This window comes from Roseivirga sp. YIW32 (genome assembly GCF_057219245.1).
In genome coordinates this window covers 841290-868082 of record NZ_JBXVVG010000001.1, presented here as the reverse complement: position 1 = coordinate 868082, position 26793 = coordinate 841290, and the positions used below count along the sequence as shown (strand labels likewise).

Genomic DNA, 26793 nt, shown 5'->3' with positions numbered 1-26793 from the left:
CGTTTAATTCCCTTGCGCATCAGTCATTTCGCTAGAAGTAGATTCCTTTTCTTTTTCAGGGAAGAAATGCTTGTCATAAAAACTCAGCATACGCTCCCACTGATCGTAGTAATCACTCTCATCACTCGCCCAGCCTGCACCATGGCCTCCCTTCATGTAGTTTACCCAGGTCACGTCCTTACCCAAGCGGCGCATAGCATAATACAGCTCTCTTGTATTAGTGCCCGGTACATTCCAATCGCCTTCTCCCGTTAAAAGCAGGTGTGGCGTTTTGATGCGGTCAGCATAAAGTACTGCCGTCGTTTGGAAGTACTTCAAGGGCTCATCCCAGAAAGAACCGCCGATGCGATCTTGTCCTACTTCTGCTGCGGCATAATTCCTTGTACCGATCTTAGGACTATCACCCAGAAAGCTGATGATGTTCACCTTTCCAGAAATGTTAATGGCTGCAGCGAATCGATCGGTTTGTGTAATGATCAAGGAAGCAGCATAACCACCATAACTGGTGCCGTGAAGCCCCACCTTGTCATTATCAACCTTTCCCTCTTCTACCAGTTTGTTGATGGCGCCAGTCACGCCCTTTAACCAGGCCTCGCCGGGATAGCCTTCTTCCAGGTCAACTGACGGCCTCAAACCGAAATAGCCTTGGTTGGCGATCATGTTCATAGAAGAACGGTAGCCATTGTTGAAAAAGGTCTCATACACCTCAAGGACCAAAGGGTATTTCTTATTCGGATCATAGTCAACCGGATAATACAGAATGCCTTTCAACTCTTCTCCATCCACATCGCGGTAGGTGATCAGCTCAGACTTTGTCCACTTTTTATTGGCCACCCATGGATTCAAAACTGTCAGTTGCTTTGAGTTGTTGAAGTTCAAGGTGCTGACAAACACATCACTGGGGCGATCGCCGTCAGATAAACTGTAGACCACCTTATCGCTCTCCTTGGCGAACTCCCATCCACTGTAGAGGTCAGAGCTGGTCATCAAATCTTCAAATTCCTTCGTTTGGATGTTATACCGTTGTATGCCACGCATCCACTGGTCTTTCTCTGAATAGCTCACATACAAATAGTTCCCATCGTTTGACCAATTGACCACGCTGCGATTAGGTGCTGTTTTACGCGCCTCTTCATCAGGCAACTCATAGATCATTTCAAGGGCAGAACCATCGGTATTGATGGTCCACCACCCTTTATTCGATGAAAGAAGCATGCGCTCTCCTTGGGGGTGAAACCTAACAATGGAAAACTTTACTGCCTTCTTCCCTTCCTCATCCTCAAAAGCTTTTCCCTTGGTCAAATTGACCGGTTCGCCTTGATAATTGGCCAGGTTTTGCAATAACACATTTCCAGAATCGATCCAGGCATATTGCATGCCGCTATCATCCCAGCGATAGTTTTTGCGCTCTTTGTTTCGCTCATAAATGTATTGTGCCGAATCTGCTCGTTGTAGATCTAAAAACCCCACTTGGTATTCTGAACCACTGTTTCGGGAGTAGCTGGTTTTCAAACGAAAGGTTTCATTGAAACGAAGGTATTGTCCATTCTCGGAAAGGCTGACTCCCCCATAATTCGATTCCGGTAAAAGGTCGTCTACTTTGCCCGATCTCAAATCGATCTTCACCAGTTCCGTCAATGACGAAGTCAAGGCGATCTTATCCCATTTCAAAAAGTCATCCTTGCCATCATACACGACAATAGGCCCTTCAGTAGCTTCCTTGTATTCTGCCATGGCCATCTCAAACCAACCCTTCTTTCTTACCCCAATCATCACAGATTCACCATCAGGAGCGACAATAATGCCTTGATTGCTCGTCAGTATTCGCTCATCCTTCACTTTTGGGTAGCGTACTTTCTCACTTTTGACATCGAAATAGGCCAAGACCAAGGCATCTCCTTGTTGCTCGAAAAAGAACAAGCGACTGCCGTCAGCAGACCAGGTCATGTTGCTAATGCGCGCTTTCTCATCGAAGAGCCTGAGCTGTTCACCAGACGCGGTATTGATCAACACAGGCTCGCCAGCCCTTAGGTTTACATAGCTGGGATCTCTAAAGCGGAAATGATCGGTACCAAAACGGGCTGTACCATCACTAATCACGCCCGCAAGCCAATCTCCATTAGGGCTCAGGGTTTGGCTACCCAAGGATTTTACATTGATGATATCCCCAACCGTAAATGCGGTCTGCTGAGCAACCACTGAAACGGCAAGCAAACTGAGAAAGAGAAATGCAAGGAAGAACTTTTTCATAGGATCAATATTTACAACTCAATTTACGCATTGCCGAATGGAAACCGAAAACAATTTGATGAGAGGGCTTGTAGGAAAAGATGAAGCGCTAAACACTTTCGGCCCAATGAGAAAGCTGAAGTGGTCCATTTTTCTAAGGCCTTTTCAAGAGAAAAGTGGGTACTCCGTTTCTTGCCAAACAAACTACTGAGAGAAAAGAAGATAAAAAACTCGGGTATGCGAAAGCAAATAAAGGTTAACTTGCGCCCGCTTTATCGGGTATATTCCTTCAAAAAGCAGTCTATTACCTTATATGTCGAAATTACCAAAGGCACATCAGTTCGTTGATCTGTCTGATTACGGAAGGCCCATTGCCAAAGTGATCGCCAATAGTTTGAAAGAAACACGTTTTACTCCGGTGCATGTCACCATTAGTTTTATCATCTCAGGTCTGATTGCAACCTATGGGATTTTGACAGGACAGTACTTGATGGCTGCTTTCTTTCTTGTGCTCAAATCGATCCTGGATGCCGCCGATGGGGAACTGGCCCGGGTAAAACAAAAACCCTCCTACATCGGACGTTACTTGGACTCCACTGCTGACATTCTATTGAACGGTGTCTTTATCTTGGCCATTGGCCATGTGGTGCAGGCCGATCTTTGGCTATGTGCAGCCGCCTTCATTGGCTTGCAATTGCAGGGTACCCTCTACAACTACTACTATGTGATCTTACGCAATAAACTTGATGGCGATACGACCAGTAGAGTCGTTGAGCACAAAGCGCCCGTTGCTTTTGAAGGAGAAAGTCAGGCGCAGGTCAATGTGCTTTATCATACCTATAACCTGCTTTACATTGCCTTCGATAAGACCATTTATTTGTTGGACGAAAACGCTGTGGATGGCAAGGTCTTTCCGAATTGGTTCATGACCGCGCTTTCTACCATGGGCTTGGGTTTTCAATTGTTATTGATGGCTTTGCTGCTAGTGGCAGGACTCGAATCCTTTATCCTGCCCTTCTTCTTCTCCTACACGCTGGCCATTTTGGTCTTTATCGCCATCCGCAAGCTGTTTTATTAAACGAATCGATCGGTGATACTACACTGGTCTTAGCGTCTGGCCTGTCTGCCGACAAAGGTAAGCCTACGCTGGTCTTAGCGTCTCGCTGAGACCTTTAATATACCTCTTAGGGAGACCCTAAGACTAGTCAAGGACTATGATGAGGACCTTCCAAAAAACACCCTCAAAACTCCCCTCCTTGTAAGGGAGGGGTTGGGGTGGGTCTTACACTAAACTAAAAACCTCAACTTACTACACTGGTCTTAGCCTCTCGCCTGTCTGCCGACAAAGGCAGGCTAAGATCTTTAATATACGCCTTAGGCAGACTCTAAGAATAGATAAGATATGACCAAATAAAGGCCTTTACCCTATGAGAATTGAGCCCTGTGCACCAAATGAATAAACCTTCTAGGCTACAAAAGACTTTATAAGACATGAAAGTATTGCTCACCGGTTCAACAGGTTACATCGGCAAACGAATTCTACCCGAATTGGTAGATCAAGGCCATCATGTCGTCTGTTGTGTACGCGACCGGCGGCGCTTTTCCGCTCCCGCATCCTTGGCGCCCTCGATCGAGCTCATCGAGCTGGACTTGCTCGACGAAAAAAGTCTTGAACAGATTCCGCAGGACATCGACGCCGCATATTACCTCGTGCACTCCATGAGCTCATCTACCGATTATCAGGAACTTGAAGCCCGCAGTGCGACCAACTTCAAAAATGCGTTGGCGAAAACTCGCGCCAAACAAGTGATCTACCTCAGTGGCATGATCAACGAGAAAGAACTTTCCCCACACCTGGCCTCTAGGAAACGGGTAGAAGAGATTCTTGGTGAGGGCAACTACCACCTCACCACCCTAAGAGCCGGTATCATCATTGGTTCGGGCAGTGCTTCCTTTGAGATCATTCGCGACCTGGCAGAAAAATTACCGGTCATGATCACCCCCAGATGGCTCAACACCCGTTGTCAACCCATTGGCATGCATGACGTTAAAAACATGTTGACCGCCTGTTTGGGGAATGAACAGGTCTACGACCGACATTTCGATATTGGTGGACCGGATGTCTTGAGCTATAAGGAAATGCTCTTGGGTTTTGCAAAAGTACGTAAGCTGAAACGCTGGATCTTTGTCGTGCCTGTCATGACACCGAAGCTGTCTTCTTATTGGTTGTACTTTGTTACCTCAACCAGCTACAAACTCGCTGTGGCCTTGGTCAATAGCATGAAGGTTGAAGTCGTTGCCCAGAATGATGAACTGAATCACATCTTAGGCATAAAGCCCATGAGCTATCGTGAGGCCTTGGAGCGGGCATTTCGAAGCATCAAACAAAACAACATCACCTCCAGCTGGAAGGATTCTTACGTATCGAGTGATGTCAACTTCAACATTTCCGATTACATCGAAGTGCCCACCTTTGGCTGTTTCATCGACAAGCGTAAACGCTATTACGAGAACAAAAGCCACACCATCGACAACATCTGGAAACTGGGTGGCGAAAACGGCTATTACTATGGCAACTGGCTATGGAAGATTCGCGGTGTGCTGGATAAGTTCGTAGGAGGTGTAGGGCTCAGAAGAGGCCGAACCAACCCGGATAGCATCAAAGCCGGAGATGCCCTCGACTTTTGGCGCGTGCTGTATGCCAACAAAGAAGAAGGTCGACTATTGCTGTTCGCGGAAATGAAATTACCCGGAGAAGCTTGGTTGGAGTTTACCTTGGAGGGAGAGCAAGTGGTGCAAACCGCAACCTTCAGGCCCTTAGGTGTGATGGGCAGACTCTATTGGTACAGCGTTCTCCCCTTTCATGGCTTTATCTTTAACGGCATGCTCAAATCCATTAGCCGATAAGTCCGCTCAAGAACTGCCGGACTGCAACTTATATAGGCCGTCCTCGTCTAATAGCAAAGAATTGTCAAACACAATCCCGATGCTATGCGGGCTGCCATCACCACCAGATACGGTGGACCCGAAGTCATTGAACTACAAGAAGTGCCCAAACCGTCAATCAAGTCGAATGAGGTATTGGTCAAGGTCAAAGCCGCAGCAGTCAATTCTGGAGATGTGCGTATCCGTGCCTTAGACGGTGGTGGCGTTCCTCCGGTCATCATGCGGCTGATCTTTGGCTGGAAAAAGCCCAAAAACAGTGTGCAGGGCATGATGTTTTCAGGAGTGGTGGAGGCCGTTGGCGAAGCAGTCAATAAGTTTGCTATCGGCGATGAAATTTACGGCAGTGCAGGAATGGGTGCTCATGCCGACTATGTCCGCGTGAAGCAATTGGCTCCTCTCTTGCATAAACCACAGACCGCCAGCTTCGAAGAAGCTGCTGCCATTTTATTTGGTGGAATGACGGCCCTCTACTTTTTGGAAAAAGCGGGGATTGAACGACTCCAGCAAGGGAAGGTCATGATCTACGGAGCTACCGGTGCAGTCGGTACTGCAGCCATTGAACTCGCCAAGCACTACGGAGCTCATGTGACGGCCGTTTGCAGTCCACAAGGAGCAAGTTTGGCCAAGTCATTAGGAGCCGATACACTCATTGATTACACCAAAGACGACCTCCGCCAGTTGGATGCTTCATTCGATATCGTTTTTGATGCTGTTGGCAAGATCAAGAAAAGAGAGATCAAACACCTATTGACCAAAGGAGGAAGGTACATTACAGTGGGCGGAATGGATGTCGCCAAAGAAACAGGGACACAATTGGCAGTGCTCAGCACTTTATTTGATGAGGGTAAACTTCATGCCAGTATCGAAAAAGTATATGCCCTAGAAGATGCTGCCCAAGCCCACGCCCATGTCGACAGTGGGCGAAAAAAGGGCAATGTGGTGATCCGTTTGGAGGACTAAGTTTGCATGCTGTGCATCAATTGGTCGATGCAAAGATCCACTTGTCTTGATCAACAAATGAAATCTATCCCTATCTTGAAAGGAACTTTTACATCTGCCCAACACAACTTAACTCAAATGAAAGGAAGACTTATCCTCATCTTAGCCCTATTGGGAATGGCTCAGCTGGGCTATGCCCAGTGCGAAAACGTTACGGTCGACCGCGTAGCCAACTACACGGCATTCGCCATTGACTCCTTGTACGAAACCGACGGCGTAAGAAATGGAGATGACTATGATGGTGCCACCTTGTATTTTCCAACGGAGGGCAAAAAACTCAAAAGCATTGTACTTGTACCCGGATACAAAGCCACAGAACGATCTGTCAGCCTTTGGGCGAGGTATTTTGCACAACGAGGCTATGTCGCCATGACCATCGGCACTAACGAATTAAAAGACAGTCCCGCACTTCGCGCCAAGGCCCTGATCGATGGAATGGAGACCATTCGTGCTGAAAACAAGAGAAAAGGTTCGCCCTTGCGTAGGAAGATCGACACCGAGAACATTGCGGTGGGTGGATGGTCTATGGGAGGTGGCGGCGCCCAATTGGCCGCTACACTAGATCGACGCATCAAAGCCGTGTTTGCCATAGCACCCTGGTTATACCCTAGAAATTTACAAGAGTCGGATTTGGAGCATAACGTACCCCTGTTGATCATCAGTGGTCAGGTGGACCCAACAGCACCACCGGCAAGTCATTCCGATATTCACTATACCTATACCCCTGGATCCACCAAAAAAATGCTCTATGAGATTGCTGAAGGGAATCATTCCACACCGCTCTTTCCAAGTACCGGCAACGGAGACGTGGGCAATGTGGCCTTTACCTGGTTGGAAATGAACCTCAACGACAACAACTGTTACGCAGAAATGCTCAAGACGAATGCACTGGACCAACATGCCACCGCCTCAAAGCATCAAACCAATGTAAACTAAACCCGGTCTTTCTGATATCATCCTTCTCACCCTTGCCTCTGGCTCCTTGCAGCTTATCGCTTACTTCTCCTAGAAACTCAAGACTTGTGACCTTTTGCTTGTAGCTTATCGCTCTCCCACTTTCTGAGCTAAGCCATCGTTTATGTGGTGAATTATGCGTTATTTCCTACATGAATAAGAACAAACCCCTGGCTGTTGGTATGGTAATGGGCATGACCATCGGTATCGTTATCGGTCAACTGTTGGACAATACCGGCACATGGTTAGCCATTGGTCTTGTCCTTGGTGCCGGCATCGGTCAGCGAATGAGCCCTAAAACCGACCAAGAGGAGTAGCTTTGAATCCTTATCTAGGTGAACCAAGCAGTAGCACGTCAAAAGCTGTTCTAGTTTTAGCATTGTACCTCAAACCGCTCCTCCTCTCAACTTCAGGCTTCTAACGCATCGTAAACGGAACGACTAGATGGTGTGAAAAGCTTTAATTCTTGCTCCGACCCCCACTCAACACTAATCACTCAACACCTAACACTAAAAACTTCAGTCACCCCCACTGGTCTTAGCGTCTCGCTAAGACCTTTCCATTAAGTCTTTGGGAGACCCTAAGACTGGGTTGAGCACGTAACTCGCAACTCTTCCTTCCTTACAGCTTTTAGCTTGAGGCTCGTTATCCCAATTTGGGAATACCAAACAACCTCCACCCCCTCTAAAACCCCAAATAAACGGTTCTTCCACATTGGTGTACACTTTGCTCGACCAACTGTGAACCAAAACGGATAGATATGAAAAACTTTAAACTAATTACTCTCATGTCACTAGCCTTTTTGCTAACAGGGTGCTTGAAGCCTCCAACTATTTCAAAGCAGAGTTCTATAGGGAACTATGAATATGTTTTAATTCCAAGTACGAACACGCTCTCTTCAGGCTCTGGAGGTGTATATGGAGATACATATGGAGTCTATGGAACTTCGGTTTCAAAGTCTGTAAATCCTTCCGATGTTATTCAAGGAGTATTACTAAAGAAAGGAATGGTCATAATTCCTGAGATTAAACCACAGTTAGCACACAAAACACTCATTGTTAACTATGGTGAAAGTGGTAAGAGATATCTAGCTGGTGGTCTTTGGGGATATACTTTGGAAGTCACCATTAAATTCCTTGATACTAAAACCTATGAGACAGTCTATTCATGTACTGCTGAAGGTCAAGGTAGTACCGAAGCTGATGATATTCGAGAGGCTATTGGAAGGTGTTTATCAGGGCTTTAAATCTTTGAATCATGAACTTCAACGGAGCTAATTGTGATATTTATATCGGCAAAGGGGCTGGTAAAAAGCTTATGAATGATATATCTAGGGCACAGAATTCTGTTAAGATCGTGTCTCCCTATTTATCCCCTGCATTGGTGAATGAATTGATTAAACTTCACGACCGTGGTATTAGAGTAGAGTTAATCACATCGGACGATATACCTGAGTACAATGACAGTTATGAAAAGAATATCCATAAACTCATAAAGCAGAATAGGAATATTGATTATGAGGCTGTTTTGCAAAGGGATAAATGGAAAGATATTTCAAAGAAATTAAGTTATGCCTCAGTCATAGTGACCGTTATTGTGGCATTACTTTTCTTCTATTTGGTAAACCTATTCGTGGTCTTCGCATTATTGCCGGTTTTGATCATGTTGTTAATGATCAATAGTTACCAAGCTAGAATACGGAGAAAGAGAATCTACAATTATTACTATACTCAGCTATTTCCCTTTAAAGTTTATGGTTCATGGCAAAACCGCACTTCGAGTAAAACGACTATTCACAGCAAGATCTATATCATAGATGACATCATTGCCTACCTTGGCTCCATAAACTTCACTTGGAGTGGTTTGAAGTACAATTATGAAAGTAGAGTGAGAACCAACGACCTGAATGCCGTACTTGAAATCAGTAGAGAATTTTCAGAATTAATGTATAAGGCCGATTTACCGGAAAGAGATATTCAGTTATGGGGAAAAGAACTGTATTTTGAACCAATCAATTAAATTGAATTAGTATGAAGATCATCTCGTGGAATATGGCACATAGATCAGAGTCATGGGATTATCTCAATTCATCTGATTGTGATATTGTCCTCCTGCAAGAGGCTACTGCACCACCAGCTTCCGCGGAAGACTGGTCTACCCCACTGGTCTTAGCGTCTCGCTAAGACCTTTCCATCAAGTCTTAGGGAGACCCTAAGACTAGGTGAGTCTATTGAGTTCTTATAAACAATTGAGTAGAAAACACATACTGCATTTTGCGTCCAAAATTCAGGACACGAAAGGAGCAATCCCCCTAGCCCCCTTCACCAAGGGGGAAGATGGCGCCCCATCTGGTCTTAGCGTCTCGCTAAGACCTTTCCATTAAGTCTTTGGGAGATCCTAAGACTAGGTGAAAGTCCCCAAGAGAAGGTTGCCTTGTGTAAAGCGATTCACGATTGCATAATTATTTCATGTTTTCACAAACCATTTTATGAACACCTCCTTATTTTAGCATCTCATGTCATTGCTAGCATTAAAGGACCAATTAGAAGGAAAACTCTTCACCGATAATACCACCCGTAGATTGTACGCTACGGATGCTTCTGCCTACAGAGAAATGCCTTTGGCAGTGGCCATTCCCGCCCACAAGCAAGACCTCATCACTTTGGTGAATTACGCTCGAGAAAATGAGCTGTCTTTGATCCCGCGTACGGCCGGTACTTCATTGGCCGGTCAGGTGGTCGGTGACGGAATTGTGGTCGATATCTCCAAACACTTCGGCAAAGTATTGGAGATCAATGCCGAAGAAGGCTATGCCTGGGTAGAACCGGGCCTGATCCGCGATGACCTCAACAAGCAGCTAGCCGAGCATGGTTTCTTCTTTGCGCCGGAGACCTCTACCGCCAACCGCGCTATGATCGGCGGGATGATTGGAAATAATTCATGTGGTTCTAATTCAGTTGTTTATGATAGCACAAGAGAACATTTACTTGAAGTAGAGACCATATTGGCTGATGGCACCGAAGCCTGGTTCGGTCCTGTTGATGCGAGTGCCTTTTTAGACCGCTGCAACGGTCTCTCCGTTTCGGGAGAATTGCAGAATAGCATCTATTTCGAAACACGGGAAATGCTCAGAGATGAGGCGAACCAAAAAGAGATCGAAGCGGGTTATCCCAAAGCGGATATCCCCAGAAGAAATACTGGCTATGCCCTGGACATGCTCCTGCGTCATACCCCTTTTGCTGAGCAAGGCACTGACTTCAACTTCTCGAGCCTGATCGCAGGCTCTGAAGGCACCTTGTGTTTGGTTACCGCAGCGAAGATCAAGCTGACCCCTCTCCCGCCCAATAACAAACGCTTGGTCTGTATCCATTCAGAAACGATCGATGATGCCCTGCATGCCAACTTGATCGCATTGAAGTATGTTCCCTCCGCTTGTGAGCTGATGGACCATTACATTCTGGAGGCCACCAAGCGCAACCCCATGTACAATGCGCTGCGTTTCTTCGTGGAAGGCGATCCGCAAGCGATATTGGTGGCAGAGCTTAATGGAGAAACGCCCGAGGAGGCAGACCGTAAGGTAGACGCACTGATCACTGAGCTCAAAAATGCTAAAAGAGGCTATGCCTTTCCTGTGATCCAGGGAGAACAGATCAAACAGGTCTGGTCTCTGCGCAAGGCCGGACTAGGTCTATTGAGCAATGTACCTGGAGATGCCAAGGCCGCTCCCGTGATAGAAGACACCGCGGTAGATGTCAAAGATCTGCCCCAGTACATTGCTGACTTTAATGAGATCCTGGCCAAACATGGGCTGTATTCGGTGCACTATGCCCATGCCGGTAGTGGTGAGCTGCACCTCCGTCCGATCTTGGACCTGAAGACCAGCGAAGGGCAACGACTTTTCCGGGTCATCGCTGAAGAGATCGCTACTTTGGTGAAGAAATACAAAGGTTCGTTATCCGGTGAGCATGGCGATGGCCGCTTACGCGCGGAGTTTATCCCGCAAATGCTGGGCGAACACAATTACAAGCTTTGTCAGGAAGTCAAGAAGTTGTGGGACCCCTACAACATCTTCAATCCTAACAAGATCGTGGATGCGCCCCCGATGGACACCTCCTTGCGCTACAGTAAGGACCAGGAAACCAAAGACTTTGACACAGCATTCGACTTTTCCGAAACCCTAGGCATTCTGCGCGCAGCAGAGAATTGCAATGGCTCAGGCGACTGCCGAAAGTCAGAATTAAGTGGTGGTACCATGTGCCCAAGCTTTATGGCCACTCGAGATGAAAAGGACACTACAAGAGCACGAGCGAATATTCTACGCGAGATCTTAACCCACTCAATAGAAGAGAACCCTTTCGCCAACGAAGAGATCAAGGAGGTCATGGACCTGTGCTTGAGCTGTAAAGGTTGTAGCTCCGAATGTCCTTCCAATGTGGACATGGCCAAGCTAAAGGCCGAATGGCAACACCAGTATTACAAAGAGAAAGGCATTCCATGGCGTACAAAGCAGATCGCTGCTTTCTCTCAGAACATGAAACTGGCTTCACTGGCACCTTGGGCCTATAATTTTGCCTTTAGCAATCCCATCACTAGCAAGCTGATGAAAGGTGCTGTTGGTTTTGCTCAAGAACGCTCTGTGCCGCCCATTGCGAAAGAACGTTTTCATAAGTGGCTTCAAAAATTCACCCCAACATTCAGCGATCAAAAGGTCTACATCTTTTGTGATGAGTTCACCAATTTCAATGATGCTGAGATCGGCAAAACAGCTGTGAGGCTATTGGATAAGCTTGGTTTTGAAGTGATCTATGTCGTTCACGAAGATTCAGGTCGTCCGCAATTGTCGAAGGGCCTACTCGACCAAGCCAAACAATTGGCTGAAGCGAATGTGAACCTTTTTGCTGAGCTGGTTTCAGCTGAAACGCCATTGGTTGGCATTGAGCCCTCCGCCATTCTTACCTTTCGGGATGAGTACACCTCCTTATTACGTGGCGAGGAGCAGGAAAAAGCCAAAAGGCTATCGAAAAATGTCTTTACCATAGAAGAGTTCCTAGCCAAGGCAGTGGACCAAGGCGCCATCAAGCCTGAGCAGTTCACCGATGAAGAAAAGACCATCAAGGTGCATGGACACTGTCATCAGAAGTCTTTGAGCTCTATGGTGCCCACCAAGAAGATCTTGCAGCTACCAAAAAACTATAAGGTACAGATGATCCCTTCCGGTTGCTGCGGGATGGCAGGAAGCTTCGGTTATGAAAAAGAGCATTATGCCGTGTCGATGAAGATCGGTGAGCTAGTGCTCTTCCCTACGGTACGTGAAACGCCAGAAACAACACTGATTGCTGCAGCTGGTACGAGTTGCCGACATCAGATCAAAGATGGTACGGCTCGTAAGGCGCTGCATCCGGTAGAAATTTTATATGATGCTCTAGTGTAATCTACCTCCACTGCTTTCCGGCAGGCTTTGCAAAGGGCCAATCCCCCTATTTCACCAAGGAACAATCCCTATGCCCCCTTCACCAAGGCGCAATCCCCCTGCCCCCTTCACCAAGGGGGATAATGGAGTTTTATATCAGGAGATAAAAATTACCTGAATAGGTACGGATAATTGCATTTAGCTCTAAAGTGAAAACGAAGACTCAATCTCCCCCTTTTTGAAAAGGGGGTTGGGGGGATTAGACTCGTTTATTATTTTTAATCAACATCACACACATGAAAAACGAGCAGCTTTCAAAAAAGACTGCTTCGTGCCTCGCAGTGACGTTCCAAAGCAAAATAATCGTATTTCGCATTAAAATTAGGTTTCATCCTCCTCCGTTCCTACGGGACACCTCCATGCCTTCCAAACCGGCAGACTTCAGAGAAGAACAGCTCAAAACTCGTAGCGAGAAGCTTCCCTAGACTTGAAGCCTATAGCTTGCAGCATGAGCCTTTTCAAAATGAGTATTTTAACCTTCCGAACACCAAACTCCCTCCATCGCCGAAAAGGGTCATCGGATCACCACGGAAAAGCTGGGTATTGAGCAGCAGATCAACATTCTGCATCAGTGAAATATCCAAGGCAGGCCCCACGAACCAGGAACCGTCGGCAGGATTCACCATAGAAGACATCGTCAGATTGACCACCGGTGTGATCTGGCCACGAATAGTGAAGAACAGGTTGTGCATGGCAGGACTCAAGGTCTGCGCCGATAAATTTCGGTCTAGAAACCATACCGAGTAATCCCCGGATGGTGCATTAATACCCTGCGAATTGAAGAGATAAGAAAACTGCACAAAGAGGGCTAAACTGTTTGAGAAGGAGTAGTCGGCATCCAAGGTCCCCACAAACTGCTGTTCCCCCAGGCTACCCTGGTCAGGAACAAAATAGGTACCCTCTCCCCTAAAACCCGCACCTTTGATGTCTCCTGCCCAGCCAGCACCCACTACATAAAACTGGTTCTGGTAGCCGGCAAAGCCCTGTAGGTCATAAGTACCCGTATTCCATCGGTAGCGTGCGGCAATGGTACTTTCCTCCAAGGTCTTCCCCGGTGCGTAGGTCAAGCCAAATTGAGAAGTGGCAGAGGTAAAGTAATTGACGGTCACGGCATCGGTGCCTGGCCTTTCTTCGTAATCAAAATCGAAAAAGGCATAGGTATTGAAAATATCATTTGGATTCCAGATGAGCGTCATGCCCCAGTTGATCCGCTCTCTACCAATGATCACTTCCCATTGCTCATCTTGATAGGCGAAGTTGATCCGATCGAAAATGGTATGGCCCAAGGAACGATCTCCTTGCAGCCACACAAAGCTGAGGTCCATGAACCCAGGATCCTCTGCGAGACTGCGGAAGAGTTGCGGTGCCTCCTCCACCAGCTCGCCCCAGAAAAAACGATTCCGCATAGAGGTCTTGAAGGTCCAGTTCTCATTGAGGTACCAGCTGAAATTTAGGCGATTGTGCAAAAAGTTATCTGAGGTGAAATCGAGCGTATCGGTTGGCGGTATGATCTCGGTGTGGAGATACTTAATGTAGCCTGTGAGTTCTTTGTCTGGCAAACCCTCTTGAGCGGCAAGCTGTAAGCTGCAAGCTACAAGGAATAGTAAGGTCACAACCCTTGTCGCTTGTCGCTTGGCGCTCGTGGCTTTTATCCATAGACCATGGAACATGGGCGCTAGACGCTCAGGGAACTCAACCCAGCTCATCAGCCAAAACTTTGCCATCATCTAGCTTGATCAGTCGCTTCGCTCGCTTCATCACTCGGTCATCGTGTGTTGAAAAAATAAAGGTGGTACCTTCGGTCTCGTTCATTTTCAGCATCAAATCCAACAGGTTCTCGGTAGCCTGGCTGTCGAGATTAGCCGTCGGCTCATCTGCCAGAATGAATTCTGGCCTCGGGGCTAAAGCCCGAGCGACAGCCACTCGTTGTTGCTGCCCTCCTGACATCTCATTTGGTCGTTTATGGGCTTTGTCTTCAATGCTCATGGCTTGCAACAAATTCATCACGCGCTCCTTGATCTCTTTCTGTGGCTTGCCAAGCAGCTCCATGATGAAGGCGATGTTCTCATAAGCACTCATGACAGGGATCAGGTTATAGGCCTGAAAGACAAAGCCAATATGATGGAGCCGGAAATCGGTCAAGGCCTTACTCGACAATTGGTCTATCCTTTGGCCGTTCACCAGTACTTTTCCTGACGTCGGGTATTCAAGTCCACCGATCAAATTAAGAAAGGTAGTTTTGCCACAACCAGAAGGACCAATAATGGCCGTGAACTCACCCTTATCGAATGCAAGTGAGATGTCATCAACGGCCCTCACAGGAATGGTATCGGGATTATAGACTTTTACAGCATGTGTGGTAGAAATAATACTCATATCAATCTCTTATGGCACTAGCGAGATCCAGTTTAAAGGCTCTCATGATAGGAAAAAATGATGCAAAAATGGCTGTGAAGACGACCATCACGGTGATCACCAGGTAAAAACTGGATTCGATCATTGGAAAGATCTCAGCCGAATAACCAAATTGCTCAAAGCCTTCCTGAAAACTCTCAAAGTTCATTCCTCTTGTTCCAAAATAGCTGATCAAAAGAAATGACAAGGCATTGCCGATCAGCCCACCCACCAAACACAGATAAAGGGTCTCCAACATGATCATGCGCGCGATCTTCGATTTGGCCATGCCCAAAGAACGTAGCATACCGATCTCTTTTGTCCGTTCTAAGATCACCATGAGCATGGTGTTGATGATGCCAAATACCAAGGCGATCAACACGATCATGACCAAAATGTACTTGAAAATCTCCATCGTAGAGGAAGCGACCGCCATGGTTGGATTCAGCTCCTTCCAGGTTTCAGCACGCAAGCCATTAAGTTGCTCGTTCAAGTCTTCTGCTGCGCGCTCGACAACAGCACCTTCGTTCAAACGAATTGCCGCTTCGTGGAACATGCCGGGTTCGAGCGCTAACAACTTTCGCAAACCCTCTCGCTTGACAAACACATGGGCCTCATCAAAGACCGCATTATTGGTTTTAAACAGTCCACCGACCTTGTAATTCTCATAAGCGATCTCACCCTCAACATTCGCAAAAGAGAGAATGATCTTCGAACCCATCCTAACCTTCAACTTCTCTGCTAATTGCGTAGAGAGAACGATCTCTTGCAGCAGCGAAGCATTTTCAAAATAAGCTCCCGCTTCCAATAAGCTGTGGATCGTGCTCACTTGCTGTTCGCTAAGCGGTTCCACTCCGATCAAATTCACCTGCAAGGCATTGGTAGCAGTTGAGGCCATTGCCGGTGTTTTCAGTCTATAGGAATGATTCCTTATTTCCGAATGGGTGTTCAATAGCGCATCAAGTTCCGCACCGTCAAAGGTCATGTTGAGGTCCTCCATGATCAGGTACTGGGCTTGATGTATCTGAATATCCGCGGTTTCTCGATCAATAGAAGCCATGACCGAGCGTTGCGCGATACCATTGGCCATGGCCGACATAAAGAGTGCACCGCTTAGACCAGCAGCCAAGGCCAGGATCACAGCCATGCTTCTTGTCTTATTTCGCCATATGTTTCGCCATGCCAGCTGCCTGATCATTGCTTTCCTCTTATGATGTCTACAATATTGAATGCATAGATGTTCCTCAAGGGAATAATGCTCGCCAATAGGCTGATGCCCATGACGATCACGAATTGGATGACCATATAGTCAGGGCTGGTGCTAATGGCCAAAATCGGCTCCATGTTCAATTGGCGATAGGTTTCGGCGGCTTCCCCTGTGATCTCGATCGGGTTATACGCATAAAAATATACCACAGGGAAACTTATGATCAAACCGATCACGGCACCAATGGCCGCCAAATAAATGGATTCTATGATCACGAGGCCAGTCAATTGGGAACGCTGCATTCCAATGGCGATCATGATGGAAAACTCCTTTTTTCGTTCCATGGTCATCATGAGAATAGTACCAAAGATCCCAAAGGCGATGACCATGTAGAGAATCCCGATCATCAGCTTCCCGAAAAAATTGTCGGACTCAATGCCAGAGAGTAGCTCCTTATTCATTGATTGCCAGTCGTTGACCGTAAGCAGACTTGTATCGAGCTGACTTAAGTATTCGACTTCCTTTTCTTCTGTCACTTCAGCTGACTTCAGTATGAGGTTGATGTTGGTGACTCGGCCCTCCATGTAAAAGAGGTACTGCGCCGCACCTAGCGGAAGGATCGTTAATCGCCGGTTGAAATCGGCCATGGGATGGTCGAAAACCCCCTTAACGGGGTATTTAGCGGCTGCAGTGACGCCTTGATAACCTTGTCCAAAGAGCACCATCGTATCGCCCACCCCTATCCTTAAGAATTGCGCCAGGTCTTTCCCTATCAGTACAGCCTCATCTTCATCAGTCAAATAAGACCCTGCGATGAGCTTCTCTTTCAATTTCATCTGGCGATCCTTCACCATCGGATCTACGCCTAAAACCAGCACCCCTCGTGTATAAGGTCCTGAACTGGCCAAGCAACCTCCTGTCACCTCAGGTGCCCAAAAATCAATGGTTACATCAGCATTCAAGGCCTTTTCCAAGTCTGATGGAAATGCCATACTATTGATCAGTGTTTTATCATCCCAGTAGAGCTTGTCCATGATGGCCAAGTGACCGGTTGAAGAAGTGATGACATCCGATAGCATTTTGTCGTAGCTACCCAGCTGCATACCACGCATAAAGGTGGCGATGATCACAGCAAAGACGATGGACGCCAACGTTATGTTAGTCCGTTTTCGGTTGCGCCAGAGGTTGCGCCATGCCATTATCATGTGCTTTTTCATTTCACCCGTTTCATGTTTTGTTGTGAAAAAAAGCTTTCTGTGATCGGCACAGAGAAGGTCAATGACTTGGTATACATGATCGTTTGATGTCCCTCTTTGTTCGCAGGGGTCATCACTAATCGAGCAGGCAGTTTTCTATCATCAAATTGTGTGATCTCGGAGGCCTCCATGGTATTGACAAGTTCCATGTCCTCATCGAAGTATTCTCCTTTTAGTTGAAAATAGTCCTCTTTAGCGACCCACAGCTTGATCTTACCCCAAACCACTTTGGCCTCTGGGCTTGGAATCAATTCGATCACGTAACACGATAAGCCCTCGATCATTTCTTCCCCAACGATCTCTTGCTCGTAGTCTTCGACCAAACTGTTCATCTTAACCAGGTCGTCGTTGGTCATGTCTGATCCCATCCAGTTTTGGCTCATCATACTTGGTGGCAGCTTGATCATCCGCGAGATGCTTGGTACCCAGTTCCACATATCGGTTTGTCGCTTTAAAAAGACCTGTCCTTTATCACGCGCTGGGGATTCGATGTAGATCATGAAATAATCGGTTCCTAGACTCCAAGTTTTCATGGTCAGAGTCCGCTCATACCTGGGTCGGACTAGGGTCATTTCCAACACCCCTTCATTACTTTGTCCATTTTGTAGGTCCAAGGCATTCTGAATGATATCTTTCGCGCTTTGTGCCTTGGTTGAGAAACTTGTACCAATGCACAGCATCAAAAAAAATAGGAGCCGCTTGTACATAAGGGTTGTATTAAAATGAAAAAATCGGTCTCTTCGTATGCAATGTACTTTAGAGAAGGCAATTATCCTTGCCTAATCAACACTTTATGAGTCGAAGAACGTTCAAATTCCTGCTTCTTTGCTGCTGTCTGCTAGCCTGTGCAGCTTGCACCAAAAGATCGGATGCCTTGCGCATCGCAACGGCAGCCAACATGCAGTTTGCCATGGAAGAATTGATCGAGGCATTCGAAAATAAATCAGGAATCAAAGCAGAGATGATCCTCAGCTCTTCAGGTAAGTTGACCGCACAAATACAAGCTGGTGCACCCTACGATCTCTTCTTTTCTGCAGATTCTAAATATCCTGAAAAGCTAGCCAGCAGCCAATTGACCAATGCACCGGTCGTTTATGCTTATGGCCAGTTAGTCGAATGGCAAAAGCCGCAGGGTAAGAAGGAACTCTATGCCATGGCCAATCCGAAAACAGCCCCATATGGCAAGGCTACGGAAGACTATTTGGAAGCAACAGGCCGGGCATTGCCTGATGTGGTCTATGGTGAAAGCATTTCACAAGTCAACCAGTTCTTATTAAGCGGAACGGTTGATGCAGGGTTTACCTCCTATTCTTCCGTTAAATCGAAGAAATTCAGCTCAGCTGGTGAATGGATCCTTATCCCTGACTCCTTACACCAACCCATCGCCCAGGCTTATGTCGTGGTCAGCAAGTCCAAAAAGAAATCGGAGGCCGAAGCTTTTGCGCAATTCATTTCGAGCGTTGAAGCAAAAGACATCCTAAGAGCTTATGGGTATCGGGTAAATTGATTATACTGCATCATTTTGACACAACACCTTGAATAGCATCAACGGAAATATTACACGCATTACATCTGAAGGCAGTTTTCAGCTGATCGAGGTGAGTAAAGGAACAAGTACGCTATACGCCATCATCATCAAAAGTGAGCACAACAGCTATCAGAAAAACGACGAAGTGACCTTGCACATCAAGGAAACGGAAATAGCCTTAGCCACCAAACGACTACCGGAGATCAGCCTTCAAAACCAGATCGAAGGTACCATCAGCGGCCTTGAAAAAGACCATTTCCTCAGCAGAATTGTGTTGGACACGGTACATGGACCACTCGCTGCGATCATTACGACCGCATCAGTCGAGCGCCTGGGTTTTGCCGAGGGAAGTCCGGCGGTCGCAATGGTCAAAACGAACGAAGTCATGGTATCAAAAGCATGAATTGGGAACCGATCATATTGACCTTCCAATTGGCTCTGATCGTGACCGTCGTACTTTTTGTGATCTCCCTCCCCTTAGCCAAATGGCTAACGACGACGAAATCAAAAATGAAACCAGTGGTGGAGGCCTTGGTCAGTATGCCCTTGGTGTTACCACCGACCGTTTTAGGTTTTTACCTCCTAGTAGCCTTTGGACAAAATAGTCCCTTAGGTCAATTCTTGAATGAGGTATTCGGTCTACAGCTGATCTTCTCCTTTGAAGGCTTGATCGTGGCCTCTGTGATATACAGCCTGCCCTTTATGGTACAACCCATCCAATCTGGCTTGGCCGGTTTACCGAAAAATCTGCGAGAAGCGGCTTATTTAATGGGAAAAAGCCCTTGGAAAACACTTAGAAAAGTGGAACTGCCCAATATTAAATCGTCCTTACTGACAGGATTGGTCCTAACCTTTGCCCATACCATAGGAGAATTTGGCGTGGTGATGATGATTGGAGGAAATATACCGGGAGAAACCAAAGTAGCTTCTATTGCCATTTACGATGAGGTGGAGTCGCTGAACTATGCAGCAGCGAATCAGTACGCTCTCTTTCTGGTGGTGGTGACTTTCCTCATACTACTTACCGTGTACCTTGTCAATAATCGATCATTTAAGCCACTGAACAAATGATTACGGTTGACATTAAAAAAGCTTTTCACAACGGTTCTGACACCTTCACACTCGACCTTTCATTTGAAATTAAGGAAGGTAGCTTTACTGCCATTTCTGGTGTATCGGGTGCCGGAAAAACGAGCCTGCTCCGCATGATCGCCGGTCTCGATTCTCCTGATGCAGGCCGTATTTCGGTAAAGAACAAGCCCTGGTTTGACAAGAACGGTAACATTGACATACCGCCACAGCAGCGAGGAGTTGGCATGGTCTTTCAAGAGCCTGCCTTGTTCCCAAATATGACCGTGATTCAAAACCTTGAATTTACTTCAAACAACAACTTAGATAGATTTATCTATCTTACTGACATTCAATACTTAATCAATCGAAAGATCAACACCCTTTCGGGTGGACAAAAACAACGGGTAGCCCTGGCACGTGCCTTAGCGCAGCAACCGACTCTTTTGCTCTTAGACGAGGCCTTGTCTGCCTTAGACAACACCACACGCTATGCCCTGCAGCAGACCTTAAGCAAGGTCCATCAGGAATTGCAGCTCACCACACTAATGGTCACTCATGATCAATCCGAGATACTTCGACTGGCCGATCACCTGCTGATCATTGATGAAGGAATAATCGAAAGATCCGGGAAACCAACGGAGCTGATCGCAGGAGGACAGTTAAGCGGAAAGTTTCAGTTCCAAGGAGACCTGATATCACTGAAAGACGAGGGCATACTTTTTATTGCCGGCATACTGGTTGGTAATCAAATGATCCAGGTAGTTATTGATAAGCAAGAAGCGGCAGGCCTTCACATAGGCGATAAAGTTGTGGTTGCTTCTAAAGCCTTTAATCCCATCATTCATAGGATCGGATGATCAAGGCAAGCTGAAGGCACTGTCAGGCGAAATATCCTTCGACTGCTGCTGGTAATTGAACCAGGCCTGTTGGTAAGAATCATTCTTCTTCAGTAATTGATTCTGCAGCTTCATGATCAGTGTATATGGCTTGAATAAGCTTGATTCCAACTCATCGGTCTTTAATCCCAAGAGATTGCACACTGGTTCGCCGAGCAGGAATTCAAGCATTTGATTGACCTTACCTTCCAAAGGGGTTCCTTCAGCCGCCTGGTAGTAATAGCTAACCAAAGAACTGGTCAATTGCTGACCCGCATCAGAGGAAGCAAACTGGCGTTTGCGAATGGCCTTTTCGAGTTGGTTAGCCTCTTTGTTATTCTGAGGCAATAGCTCCTCTTTTAACCCGAGTAATTTCCCAATGTAATTCCAGTACTGAATATAGGCCAAGGCTTCTTCTCCGGTAATGAGTTTGCCCATGCGTCGCAAGCCTCTGATCACCATCAACGAAAAAGACAAGTTGGTGCCCGCCATATCCTCTTGATTGACAGGTTGGCCGAGTTCCTCCGTATTCCAAGGTCCTTGCGAAACGTACCATCGACTTGCCGCATGCATTAAACGTACCTTGAGAATCACTACCAATGCCCTTCCCTCCGCTTGGAAAGCGTTTTTGTGGAATACATCAAAGACGAAATGTGCCGTCTCTGCAAGTCGCTCCGCTGGCTGCTCAACGATTCGTTTCGAACGGACCAATACCTCTGCCCCTTTTGCAGCCGCATAACAATAAGGCAAGGAAAGAAAGCCTAGCAATAACATGATGTCCGAGGCGTGATCGTTAAAAAAAGCCTGCCCTTGACTCAAATAGGCCGTGCCCTTGGCCGCATCCTTCTTCATCTCCTGTATTAAGTCAGTTAAAACGGGCGCTACCTCCAGCTTTTCGAGGTCCTGGTTGACTTGGAGCTGTGCAAGTTGCGCTTGTAGATCCGCTTTTTGCGCAGGAAAGTAATGCGCAATGACATCGTCTGCTTTATCGTCAGTCAGTTGACGCATGGAATCGAGAGCGGTAGACAAGAATGGCGTTTTCATTAAAGGCACAACTGATAATGAGCCACTTGGTTGTTAAGAAAGGAAAGGATTTAAGAAAAAGCATAATTTCCTAATCTTTTCATTCTTCAAACCAGAACAATGAAATACCTGCATTACTTTCTCGCCCTCTGCATCAGCAGTGCGGCATATAGCCAAAACGCATCAAATACGGACATTTGGGGCTATACTCTCAAAGAGAAAAAGGGAAAGCTGAGCCTTTCAGATGAAGTTCGGCTCACCAACAGACCAGGCTATGACAACCAGCCGACCTTTTACCGTGAGGACTTCTTATTGTACACCTCTGAATTTGATGGCCAGACAGACATCATGGTCCTGGACATTTATGAAGGGGCTAAAATGAACTTGACCAAATCTGCCGAAAGTGAGTATTCTGCCCAGATCATCGGCAATTACGATACCTTCGGTGCCGTACGAGTCGGCAAGGATGGGAAGCAACGCCTGTGGATCTTCCATACGAATGGCCAAGCGCCACCAGAGCAAGTGCTATTTGATGCCGAACCTGTTGGTTATTTTGCATGGAACAGCAAAAACGACATTCTGGCCTTTGTACTTGGTGAACCCATCACCTTAGTCAAAGGTAATGCCAATGAAGTGGATGATATCATCGTTACCAGTAAGGTGGGAAGGACGCTTCAGGTAATTCCTGAAACCAATGATTTTGCTTTTGAAAGAACAGAAGAAGATGGCAGTCAGGTGATCTATCGTCTTTATCAGGAAACAGATGAGTTCAGAAAAGTAAGGACCAAACCAGAAGGAGCTAATGACTGGACCATCACACAAGAAGGTACTTACATTACTTCTGTGGGAACAAAACTCTTCAAATACAATCCGGAGAATGATGAGGATTGGATCGAATTTGCTGATCTAGGAGAAAAGGCTGCCAAAGGCATCACCCGAATGGCAGTAAATCAAAACAACAAACGTTTGGCCGTGGTCATCAACAATTAGCAGCGAGAATGTGCGAAGTCCCTAACTTTTTTGGATTTCGGTCAATGAAAAACCTGATTAAATTGTATTATTGCTATTCGAATTTTTCAAGACTTTCAACCACTTAGAAAGAAGCTATGTTCAAGACCTACATCTTTCCTAGCGTATTCGAAGGAAATAACACCGATTTAAGAAACGTTGCCCCTGATTTGATCAACGGGCTTAAAATCTACCATAATGGAGATGGTTACGTGATCGGTAATTTGGCATTAACTGAGGGGATCTCTCCTCACAGAAACATTAATGCCGCACCAGATGAGTTGGATTATAACCTACTGATGAAATCAGGACTACTCATTGCGAATCAAAAATTAGGAAACCCCTTAACGGTAACTTCGGACTTTCCATTCTCAACCTTTCAATTGTACAAAGAAACGGCAGCTAATTTGCTCAATACACAGCACGTTGTCGATTATGATGGAGGCACCTATGGTGGTGGAGGCAAAAAGAGTGTTCAGGTAGAACTGGATCAAGTACAGATCATTCCTGAGGTTATTAGTTGTGCCATAGCCTTGAGAAAAGGTATCCAAAATGCATCGGGTAACTTCTTTGTCATGTCCTTAGGATATGGAACACTAGAAGGCTTGGTTAGCACAGAAGGCGGTATCGTACAGCGAACATCACTATCTACCTTTGGCTTGCGTTATGCGGTTAACTTGTTAGAAAAGGAACTCGCCAAGCAGTACTATTTGGAACTAAAGACAGAGCATCAAATTGACGCTGCCTTCCAAAAAGGCGTGATCTTCTTGAATAGAAAACAAATTGATATTCAAGGCATTAGAGATAAAGTATTAAAGCAATACTATGACGATGTCATCTCTCCTGCCATGAGAAAAGCATTCAATGACAATGACTTTACCATCGCCCATCAAATGTTCTTGGCCGGGGGTGGCGCCATGTATCCGGCCTTAGTGGATTGCTTCAAACAAGAGTTTCAGGACATCCTGGATCTGGAAGTGGCTCATGAACCGCAGAGTTTGGCCAGTAGAGGATACTGCATAAACTCCGCCCAATTGAATGGTGGCGCGAAGGCCAATGCAGTCGGTCTAGATATTGGTAACTCTTCAACGATCGTGTCGGTTTTTAATGAGAACAACTTGGAAACTGAATCATCCATACCTTCTGAGTACTAATGAGTAAGAAAAGCCTCTCCAATTCTAATCCGTCAACCTACATCACCCAGATCAAAGAAGGATCGGTGATCAAAGGAAACATGGAATCTCCACACAGCATTCGTGTGGATGGTTTCGTGACAGGTGACTTGATCTCTAAAGAGAAGATCATCATCGGTGAGCTAGGTGAAATTGGAGGTAATTTGAGTGGAGCTGACATCACCATTGAAGGATATATCAATGGGGATGTCATTTCCAATGGCTTGCTGCAGTTAACGAGTAAATCGAAGGTCTATGGTAAGATCTTCGCGAAAGAAATCTCCATTGAAAATGGAGCCGAACTCAATGGGAAGGTCACGGTAGGCAAAGAAATCGACTTACCTGAATTTACGGCAAGTTCCCCTTCGCGTTCCTCCAAACTGCAGATGCACAGCTCGCCTGACAAGCTTTCGAACGACAACTACACAAGTGCAGCCTGGTAAAGACCGGGCTTTTTTATTTTTAGCCTTTTCCCCTGCCCTTCCTTATTCTATATTTGCCGTCCAATCGTTGAGACCATGAGCAACCCATTAGTACAAGAATTAGAATGGAGAGGGATGATTCACGACATCATGCCCGGAACGGAAGAGCAATTATCCAAAGAGATGACCACCGGCTATGTCGGTTTTGATCCTACGGCAGACTCACTCCATATCGGTAATTTGGTGCCGGTGATGTTACTCGTGCATTTGCAGCGCGCCGGGCATAAACCCATCGCCCTCGTTGGTGGTGCTACTGGCATGGTGGGTGATCCATCAGGAAAATCAGCTGAACGCCCCATGTTGGATGAGTCGGTATTGAATCATAACCTCAATGCCCAGAAAGAGCAACTCAAAAAGTTCTTGGACTTCAATTGCGGAGACAACTCAGCGGAACTCGTCAATAACTACGACTGGTTCAAGGACTTCAGCTTTTTAGGTTTCATTCGAGAAGTAGGCAAGCACATCTCCGTGAACTACATGATGGCGAAGGATTCTGTAAAGAATCGCTTAGAAACCGGCATGTCGTTTACTGAATTTACGTATCAGCTGGTGCAGGGCTATGACTTTTTACACCTTTACCAACACAAGTCGTGCAAGCTTCAAATGGGAGGTTCCGATCAATGGGGTAACATTGTTACTGGAACGGAATTGATCCGAAGAAAGGTTCAGGGCGAAGCATTCGCATTGACTGCGCCGCTCATTAAGAAAGCTGACGGATCAAAATTTGGCAAATCAGAAGGAGGCAATGTTTGGCTGGATCCCGAACGCACCTCTCCATACAAATTCTACCAGTATTGGCTGAATACCTCAGATGAGGATGCAGAGAATTTCATTAAGATCTTCACCTTAAAACCTAAAGAAGAAATCGACACCTTGGTTAAGGAGCACGCGGAGGCCCCGCATTTAAGAGTCTTGCAAAAGGCATTGGCGGAAGACATCACTGTGCGTGTGCATTCGGAAGAAGACCTCATTTTGGCACAGAAAGCATCGAACCTTCTCTTTGGTAAATCGACGACAGAAGACCTAGAAGCCATTGATGAACGTACCCTCTTGTCCGTTTTTGAAGGTGTACCCCAAACCACGATTACGAAAAGCGTCTTGAACGACGCACAAGGCTACATCGATTTACTCTCGGTTGAGACAAATGACATCATCTTTTCTTCCAAAGGAGAAGCACGTAGAATGCTACAAGGCGGTGGCGTTTCCATCAATAAAGCCAAAATCGAAGACATGAATGCCAAACCAGTGGTCAAACTGCTGCAAGACAAGTACTTCTTGGTGCAAAAAGGCAAAAAGAACTACTACCTGATCAGCGTAGTCGACTAATCGTCCTCTCGGGGATCATAAACAATTAGTTCTTCCCGGGCCAAGGCGGAGACTTGAAAGTAGCCCAAAGCTCCATTGCTCAGGTTATTTCTTGGGTTTGCAGGAGGTGGGCTGAACAGACCACCGTCACCATTGAGCAAGTTGCTTAAGTCGGAGTAATAGATATACGCTTCTCTGGTCAAACTATACATTTCCACCCGTGCCACATCATTGAGGGCATAATACCCCGCAATTTCCAGTTCAGCAATATTACCTCCTAGCAACTGATCTTCTGCTACGTAGATATCGGTTGGGAAGTCTCGGACCAAGGTATCATTGCGATAAAACTTAAAGAGGTATTGATCATCTCGATCTTGAGGTTCTTGTGCATTCAGCAAAACCTGATAATACCGACCGGGCACTTGTGGATCGTCAAACTCAGACGGGTCGAACCTAGTGGTCAATGAGTCGATTGCCGTTACCGGCGGCATGGCCTCACGTGCTATATAAACTTGCTCATCGATCCGAACGGTCAGCTGGTATTCGTTCCCCACAATTCCCTCTAAGCCACCGAACGGAAAATAATAACCTTCCAAGGCTGGCGACTGATCGGGGTTATGGGCAAACTGAACCATTTCCCCATTGTTGATCGATACTTCCACGATAGCATCTGTAATGCGTTCGGCACGCCCTTGCGCATAGAAATCACGGCTTCTCGTAAGCTTTACAAAAGCCTGTTCTCGTCGATTGGTGATTAGCCCTTCGATGATCACACGTTCATCCAGCTCATTCAAATCGATGACCACCACCTCTTCGCATGCCAGAAGCAACATGAGCGACCATCCTAAAACCAATTGTAATGCACGTTTCATGG

General features: G+C 46.4%; 25 protein-coding genes. 17 read left to right on the top strand and 8 right to left on the bottom strand.

Annotated elements, in window-relative coordinates:
- Positions 1-3 precede the first annotated feature (3 nt).
- Complete coding sequence (locus AC2D6U_RS04225; RefSeq protein ID WP_484719697.1) at positions 4-2250, bottom strand: S9 family peptidase; 2247 nt, start codon at positions 2248-2250, stop codon at positions 4-6.
- A 292-nt stretch (positions 2251-2542) separates the two neighbouring features.
- On the opposite strand from AC2D6U_RS04225, the gene AC2D6U_RS04220 reads away from it, so the two are divergent.
- The 9 genes from AC2D6U_RS04220 to AC2D6U_RS04180 all read left to right on the top strand — a co-directional run bounded on the left by AC2D6U_RS04220 (position 2543) and on the right by AC2D6U_RS04180 (position 12559).
- Positions 2543-3307: a CDP-alcohol phosphatidyltransferase family protein gene (locus tag AC2D6U_RS04220; RefSeq protein ID WP_484719696.1), complete on the top strand. Its 765-nt coding sequence runs from the start codon at positions 2543-2545 to the stop codon at positions 3305-3307.
- A gap of 413 nt (positions 3308-3720) precedes the next feature.
- A complete protein-coding gene (locus AC2D6U_RS04215) occupies positions 3721-5136 on the top strand; it encodes an SDR family oxidoreductase (protein WP_484719695.1) in 1416 nt (471 codons plus the stop codon).
- Between the two features lie 84 nt (positions 5137-5220).
- Positions 5221-6135, top strand: coding sequence for an NAD(P)-dependent alcohol dehydrogenase (locus AC2D6U_RS04210; RefSeq protein ID WP_484719694.1), 915 nt, complete (start codon positions 5221-5223; stop codon positions 6133-6135).
- Between the two features lie 117 nt (positions 6136-6252).
- Complete coding sequence (locus AC2D6U_RS04205) at positions 6253-7110, top strand: poly(ethylene terephthalate) hydrolase family protein (RefSeq protein WP_484719693.1); 858 nt, start codon at positions 6253-6255, stop codon at positions 7108-7110.
- A 170-nt stretch (positions 7111-7280) separates the two neighbouring features.
- Positions 7281-7445, top strand: a complete 165-nt coding sequence (locus tag AC2D6U_RS04200) for a hypothetical protein (RefSeq protein ID WP_484719692.1) — start codon at positions 7281-7283, stop codon at positions 7443-7445.
- A 443-nt stretch (positions 7446-7888) separates the two neighbouring features.
- Positions 7889-8374, top strand: a complete 486-nt coding sequence (locus AC2D6U_RS04195; RefSeq protein ID WP_484719691.1) for a YajG family lipoprotein — start codon at positions 7889-7891, stop codon at positions 8372-8374.
- An 11-nt stretch (positions 8375-8385) separates the two neighbouring features.
- Positions 8386-9147, top strand: a complete 762-nt coding sequence (locus tag AC2D6U_RS04190; RefSeq protein WP_484719690.1) for a phospholipase D-like domain-containing protein — start codon at positions 8386-8388, stop codon at positions 9145-9147.
- An 11-nt stretch (positions 9148-9158) separates the two neighbouring features.
- Positions 9159-9311, top strand: coding sequence for a hypothetical protein (locus AC2D6U_RS04185; protein WP_484719689.1), 153 nt, complete (start codon positions 9159-9161; stop codon positions 9309-9311).
- A 332-nt stretch (positions 9312-9643) separates the two neighbouring features.
- Entirely contained in the window at positions 9644-12559 is a 2916-nt protein-coding gene (locus AC2D6U_RS04180; protein WP_484719688.1) for an FAD-binding and (Fe-S)-binding domain-containing protein, read from the top strand.
- 497 nt (positions 12560-13056) lie between these two features.
- Here AC2D6U_RS04180 and AC2D6U_RS04175 read toward each other — a convergent pair whose 3' ends face one another.
- Genes AC2D6U_RS04175 through AC2D6U_RS04155 form a run of 5 tightly spaced genes read right to left on the bottom strand, consistent with a single transcriptional unit; the run spans position 13057 to position 18162 of the window.
- A complete protein-coding gene (locus AC2D6U_RS04175) occupies positions 13057-14325 on the bottom strand; it encodes a hypothetical protein (RefSeq protein ID WP_484719687.1) in 1269 nt (422 codons plus the stop codon).
- The gene (locus tag AC2D6U_RS04170; RefSeq protein WP_484719686.1) at positions 14291-14974 is read right to left on the bottom strand and encodes an ABC transporter ATP-binding protein; all 684 of its coding nucleotides are present in this window, start codon (positions 14972-14974) and stop codon (positions 14291-14293) included. Before AC2D6U_RS04170 ends, AC2D6U_RS04175 begins: the two co-directional genes overlap by 35 nt.
- 1 nt (position 14975) lies before the next feature.
- On the bottom strand, positions 14976-16190 hold the full coding sequence (locus AC2D6U_RS04165) for an ABC transporter permease (RefSeq protein ID WP_484719685.1): 1215 nt from the start codon (positions 16188-16190) through the stop codon (positions 14976-14978).
- Complete coding sequence (locus AC2D6U_RS04160) at positions 16187-17416, bottom strand: ABC transporter permease (protein WP_484719684.1); 1230 nt, start codon at positions 17414-17416, stop codon at positions 16187-16189. The genes AC2D6U_RS04165 and AC2D6U_RS04160 overlap by 4 nt, the downstream gene beginning before the upstream one ends.
- Positions 17413-18162, bottom strand: coding sequence for an outer membrane lipoprotein-sorting protein (locus AC2D6U_RS04155; RefSeq protein WP_484719683.1), 750 nt, complete (start codon positions 18160-18162; stop codon positions 17413-17415). The genes AC2D6U_RS04160 and AC2D6U_RS04155 overlap by 4 nt, the downstream gene beginning before the upstream one ends.
- Before the next feature lie 86 nt (positions 18163-18248).
- On the opposite strand from AC2D6U_RS04155, the gene modA reads away from it, so the two are divergent.
- From modA to AC2D6U_RS04135, 4 genes are read left to right on the top strand one after another with little or no spacing between them, the layout of a single operon-like run.
- On the top strand, positions 18249-18962 hold the full coding sequence (gene modA / locus AC2D6U_RS04150) for a molybdate ABC transporter substrate-binding protein (RefSeq protein ID WP_484719682.1): 714 nt from the start codon (positions 18249-18251) through the stop codon (positions 18960-18962).
- Between the two features lie 28 nt (positions 18963-18990).
- Entirely contained in the window at positions 18991-19386 is a 396-nt protein-coding gene (locus tag AC2D6U_RS04145) for a TOBE domain-containing protein (protein WP_484719681.1), read from the top strand.
- Positions 19383-20054 carry a molybdate ABC transporter permease subunit gene (gene modB, locus AC2D6U_RS04140; protein WP_484719680.1) on the top strand — a complete coding sequence of 224 codons (672 nt, stop codon included), beginning with the start codon at positions 19383-19385 and terminating at the stop codon, positions 20052-20054. Before AC2D6U_RS04145 ends, modB begins: the two co-directional genes overlap by 4 nt.
- Positions 20051-20911 carry an ATP-binding cassette domain-containing protein gene (locus AC2D6U_RS04135; protein WP_484719679.1) on the top strand — a complete coding sequence of 287 codons (861 nt, stop codon included), beginning with the start codon at positions 20051-20053 and terminating at the stop codon, positions 20909-20911. The genes modB and AC2D6U_RS04135 overlap by 4 nt, the downstream gene beginning before the upstream one ends.
- Here the strand turns inward: AC2D6U_RS04135 and AC2D6U_RS04130 are convergent, their stop codons facing one another.
- On the bottom strand, positions 20912-21973 hold the full coding sequence (locus tag AC2D6U_RS04130; RefSeq protein WP_484719678.1) for an oxygenase MpaB family protein: 1062 nt from the start codon (positions 21971-21973) through the stop codon (positions 20912-20914).
- Positions 21974-22072: 99 nt separating this feature from the next.
- Between AC2D6U_RS04130 and AC2D6U_RS04125 the strand changes: the two genes are divergently transcribed.
- From AC2D6U_RS04125 to tyrS, 4 genes are all read left to right on the top strand, one after another.
- Entirely contained in the window at positions 22073-22942 is an 870-nt protein-coding gene (locus tag AC2D6U_RS04125) for a TolB-like translocation protein (protein ID WP_484719677.1), read from the top strand.
- Between the two features lie 116 nt (positions 22943-23058).
- Positions 23059-24114 (top strand): ParM/StbA family protein, encoded by a 1056-nt coding sequence (locus AC2D6U_RS04120; protein ID WP_484719676.1) that lies wholly within the window; start codon positions 23059-23061, stop codon positions 24112-24114.
- The gene (locus AC2D6U_RS04115; RefSeq protein ID WP_484719675.1) at positions 24114-24575 is read left to right on the top strand and encodes a bactofilin family protein; all 462 of its coding nucleotides are present in this window, start codon (positions 24114-24116) and stop codon (positions 24573-24575) included. The genes AC2D6U_RS04120 and AC2D6U_RS04115 overlap by 1 nt, the downstream gene beginning before the upstream one ends.
- Positions 24576-24650: 75 nt before the next feature.
- Positions 24651-25940 carry a tyrosine--tRNA ligase gene (gene tyrS / locus AC2D6U_RS04110; protein WP_484719674.1) on the top strand — a complete coding sequence of 430 codons (1290 nt, stop codon included), beginning with the start codon at positions 24651-24653 and terminating at the stop codon, positions 25938-25940.
- Here the strand turns inward: tyrS and AC2D6U_RS04105 are convergent.
- A complete protein-coding gene (locus AC2D6U_RS04105) occupies positions 25937-26791 on the bottom strand; it encodes a DUF4249 domain-containing protein (protein WP_484719673.1) in 855 nt (284 codons plus the stop codon). The two genes, tyrS and AC2D6U_RS04105, sit on opposite strands and share 4 nt — an antisense overlap.
- Positions 26792-26793 lie beyond the last annotated feature (2 nt).

What these genes read in the sequence shown, in the direction of transcription:
- AC2D6U_RS04215 (WP_484719695.1), top strand. Translation starts at nt 3,721, where the DNA reads ATGAAAGTATTGCTCACCGGTTCAACAGGTTACATCGGCAAACGAATT.
- AC2D6U_RS04120 (WP_484719676.1), top strand. Translation starts at nt 23,059, where the DNA reads ATGTTCAAGACCTACATCTTTCCTAGCGTATTCGAAGGAAATAACACC.
- AC2D6U_RS04125 (WP_484719677.1), top strand. Translation starts at nt 22,073, where the DNA reads ATGAAATACCTGCATTACTTTCTCGCCCTCTGCATCAGCAGTGCGGCA.
- AC2D6U_RS04185 (WP_484719689.1), top strand. Translation starts at nt 9,159, where the DNA reads ATGAAGATCATCTCGTGGAATATGGCACATAGATCAGAGTCATGGGAT.
- AC2D6U_RS04180 (WP_484719688.1), top strand. Translation starts at nt 9,644, where the DNA reads ATGTCATTGCTAGCATTAAAGGACCAATTAGAAGGAAAACTCTTCACC.
- AC2D6U_RS04160 (WP_484719684.1), bottom strand. Translation starts at nt 17,416, where the DNA reads ATGAAAAAGCACATGATAATGGCATGGCGCAACCTCTGGCGCAACCGA.
- AC2D6U_RS04190 (WP_484719690.1), top strand. Translation starts at nt 8,386, where the DNA reads ATGAACTTCAACGGAGCTAATTGTGATATTTATATCGGCAAAGGGGCT.
- modB (WP_484719680.1), top strand. Translation starts at nt 19,383, where the DNA reads ATGAATTGGGAACCGATCATATTGACCTTCCAATTGGCTCTGATCGTG.
- AC2D6U_RS04130 (WP_484719678.1), bottom strand. Translation starts at nt 21,973, where the DNA reads ATGAAAACGCCATTCTTGTCTACCGCTCTCGATTCCATGCGTCAACTG.
- tyrS (WP_484719674.1), top strand. Translation starts at nt 24,651, where the DNA reads ATGAGCAACCCATTAGTACAAGAATTAGAATGGAGAGGGATGATTCAC.
- AC2D6U_RS04105 (WP_484719673.1), bottom strand. Translation starts at nt 26,791, where the DNA reads ATGAAACGTGCATTACAATTGGTTTTAGGATGGTCGCTCATGTTGCTT.
- AC2D6U_RS04175 (WP_484719687.1), bottom strand. Translation starts at nt 14,325, where the DNA reads ATGATGGCAAAGTTTTGGCTGATGAGCTGGGTTGAGTTCCCTGAGCGT.
- modA (WP_484719682.1), top strand. Translation starts at nt 18,249, where the DNA reads ATGAGTCGAAGAACGTTCAAATTCCTGCTTCTTTGCTGCTGTCTGCTA.
- AC2D6U_RS04210 (WP_484719694.1), top strand. Translation starts at nt 5,221, where the DNA reads ATGCGGGCTGCCATCACCACCAGATACGGTGGACCCGAAGTCATTGAA.
- AC2D6U_RS04220 (WP_484719696.1), top strand. Translation starts at nt 2,543, where the DNA reads ATGTCGAAATTACCAAAGGCACATCAGTTCGTTGATCTGTCTGATTAC.
- AC2D6U_RS04115 (WP_484719675.1), top strand. Translation starts at nt 24,114, where the DNA reads ATGAGTAAGAAAAGCCTCTCCAATTCTAATCCGTCAACCTACATCACC.
- AC2D6U_RS04165 (WP_484719685.1), bottom strand. Translation starts at nt 16,190, where the DNA reads ATGATCAGGCAGCTGGCATGGCGAAACATATGGCGAAATAAGACAAGA.
- AC2D6U_RS04195 (WP_484719691.1), top strand. Translation starts at nt 7,889, where the DNA reads ATGAAAAACTTTAAACTAATTACTCTCATGTCACTAGCCTTTTTGCTA.
- AC2D6U_RS04225 (WP_484719697.1), bottom strand. Translation starts at nt 2,250, where the DNA reads ATGAAAAAGTTCTTCCTTGCATTTCTCTTTCTCAGTTTGCTTGCCGTT.
- AC2D6U_RS04170 (WP_484719686.1), bottom strand. Translation starts at nt 14,974, where the DNA reads ATGAGTATTATTTCTACCACACATGCTGTAAAAGTCTATAATCCCGAT.
- AC2D6U_RS04200 (WP_484719692.1), top strand. Translation starts at nt 7,281, where the DNA reads ATGAATAAGAACAAACCCCTGGCTGTTGGTATGGTAATGGGCATGACC.
- AC2D6U_RS04205 (WP_484719693.1), top strand. Translation starts at nt 6,253, where the DNA reads ATGAAAGGAAGACTTATCCTCATCTTAGCCCTATTGGGAATGGCTCAG.
- AC2D6U_RS04135 (WP_484719679.1), top strand. Translation starts at nt 20,051, where the DNA reads ATGATTACGGTTGACATTAAAAAAGCTTTTCACAACGGTTCTGACACC.
- AC2D6U_RS04155 (WP_484719683.1), bottom strand. Translation starts at nt 18,162, where the DNA reads ATGTACAAGCGGCTCCTATTTTTTTTGATGCTGTGCATTGGTACAAGT.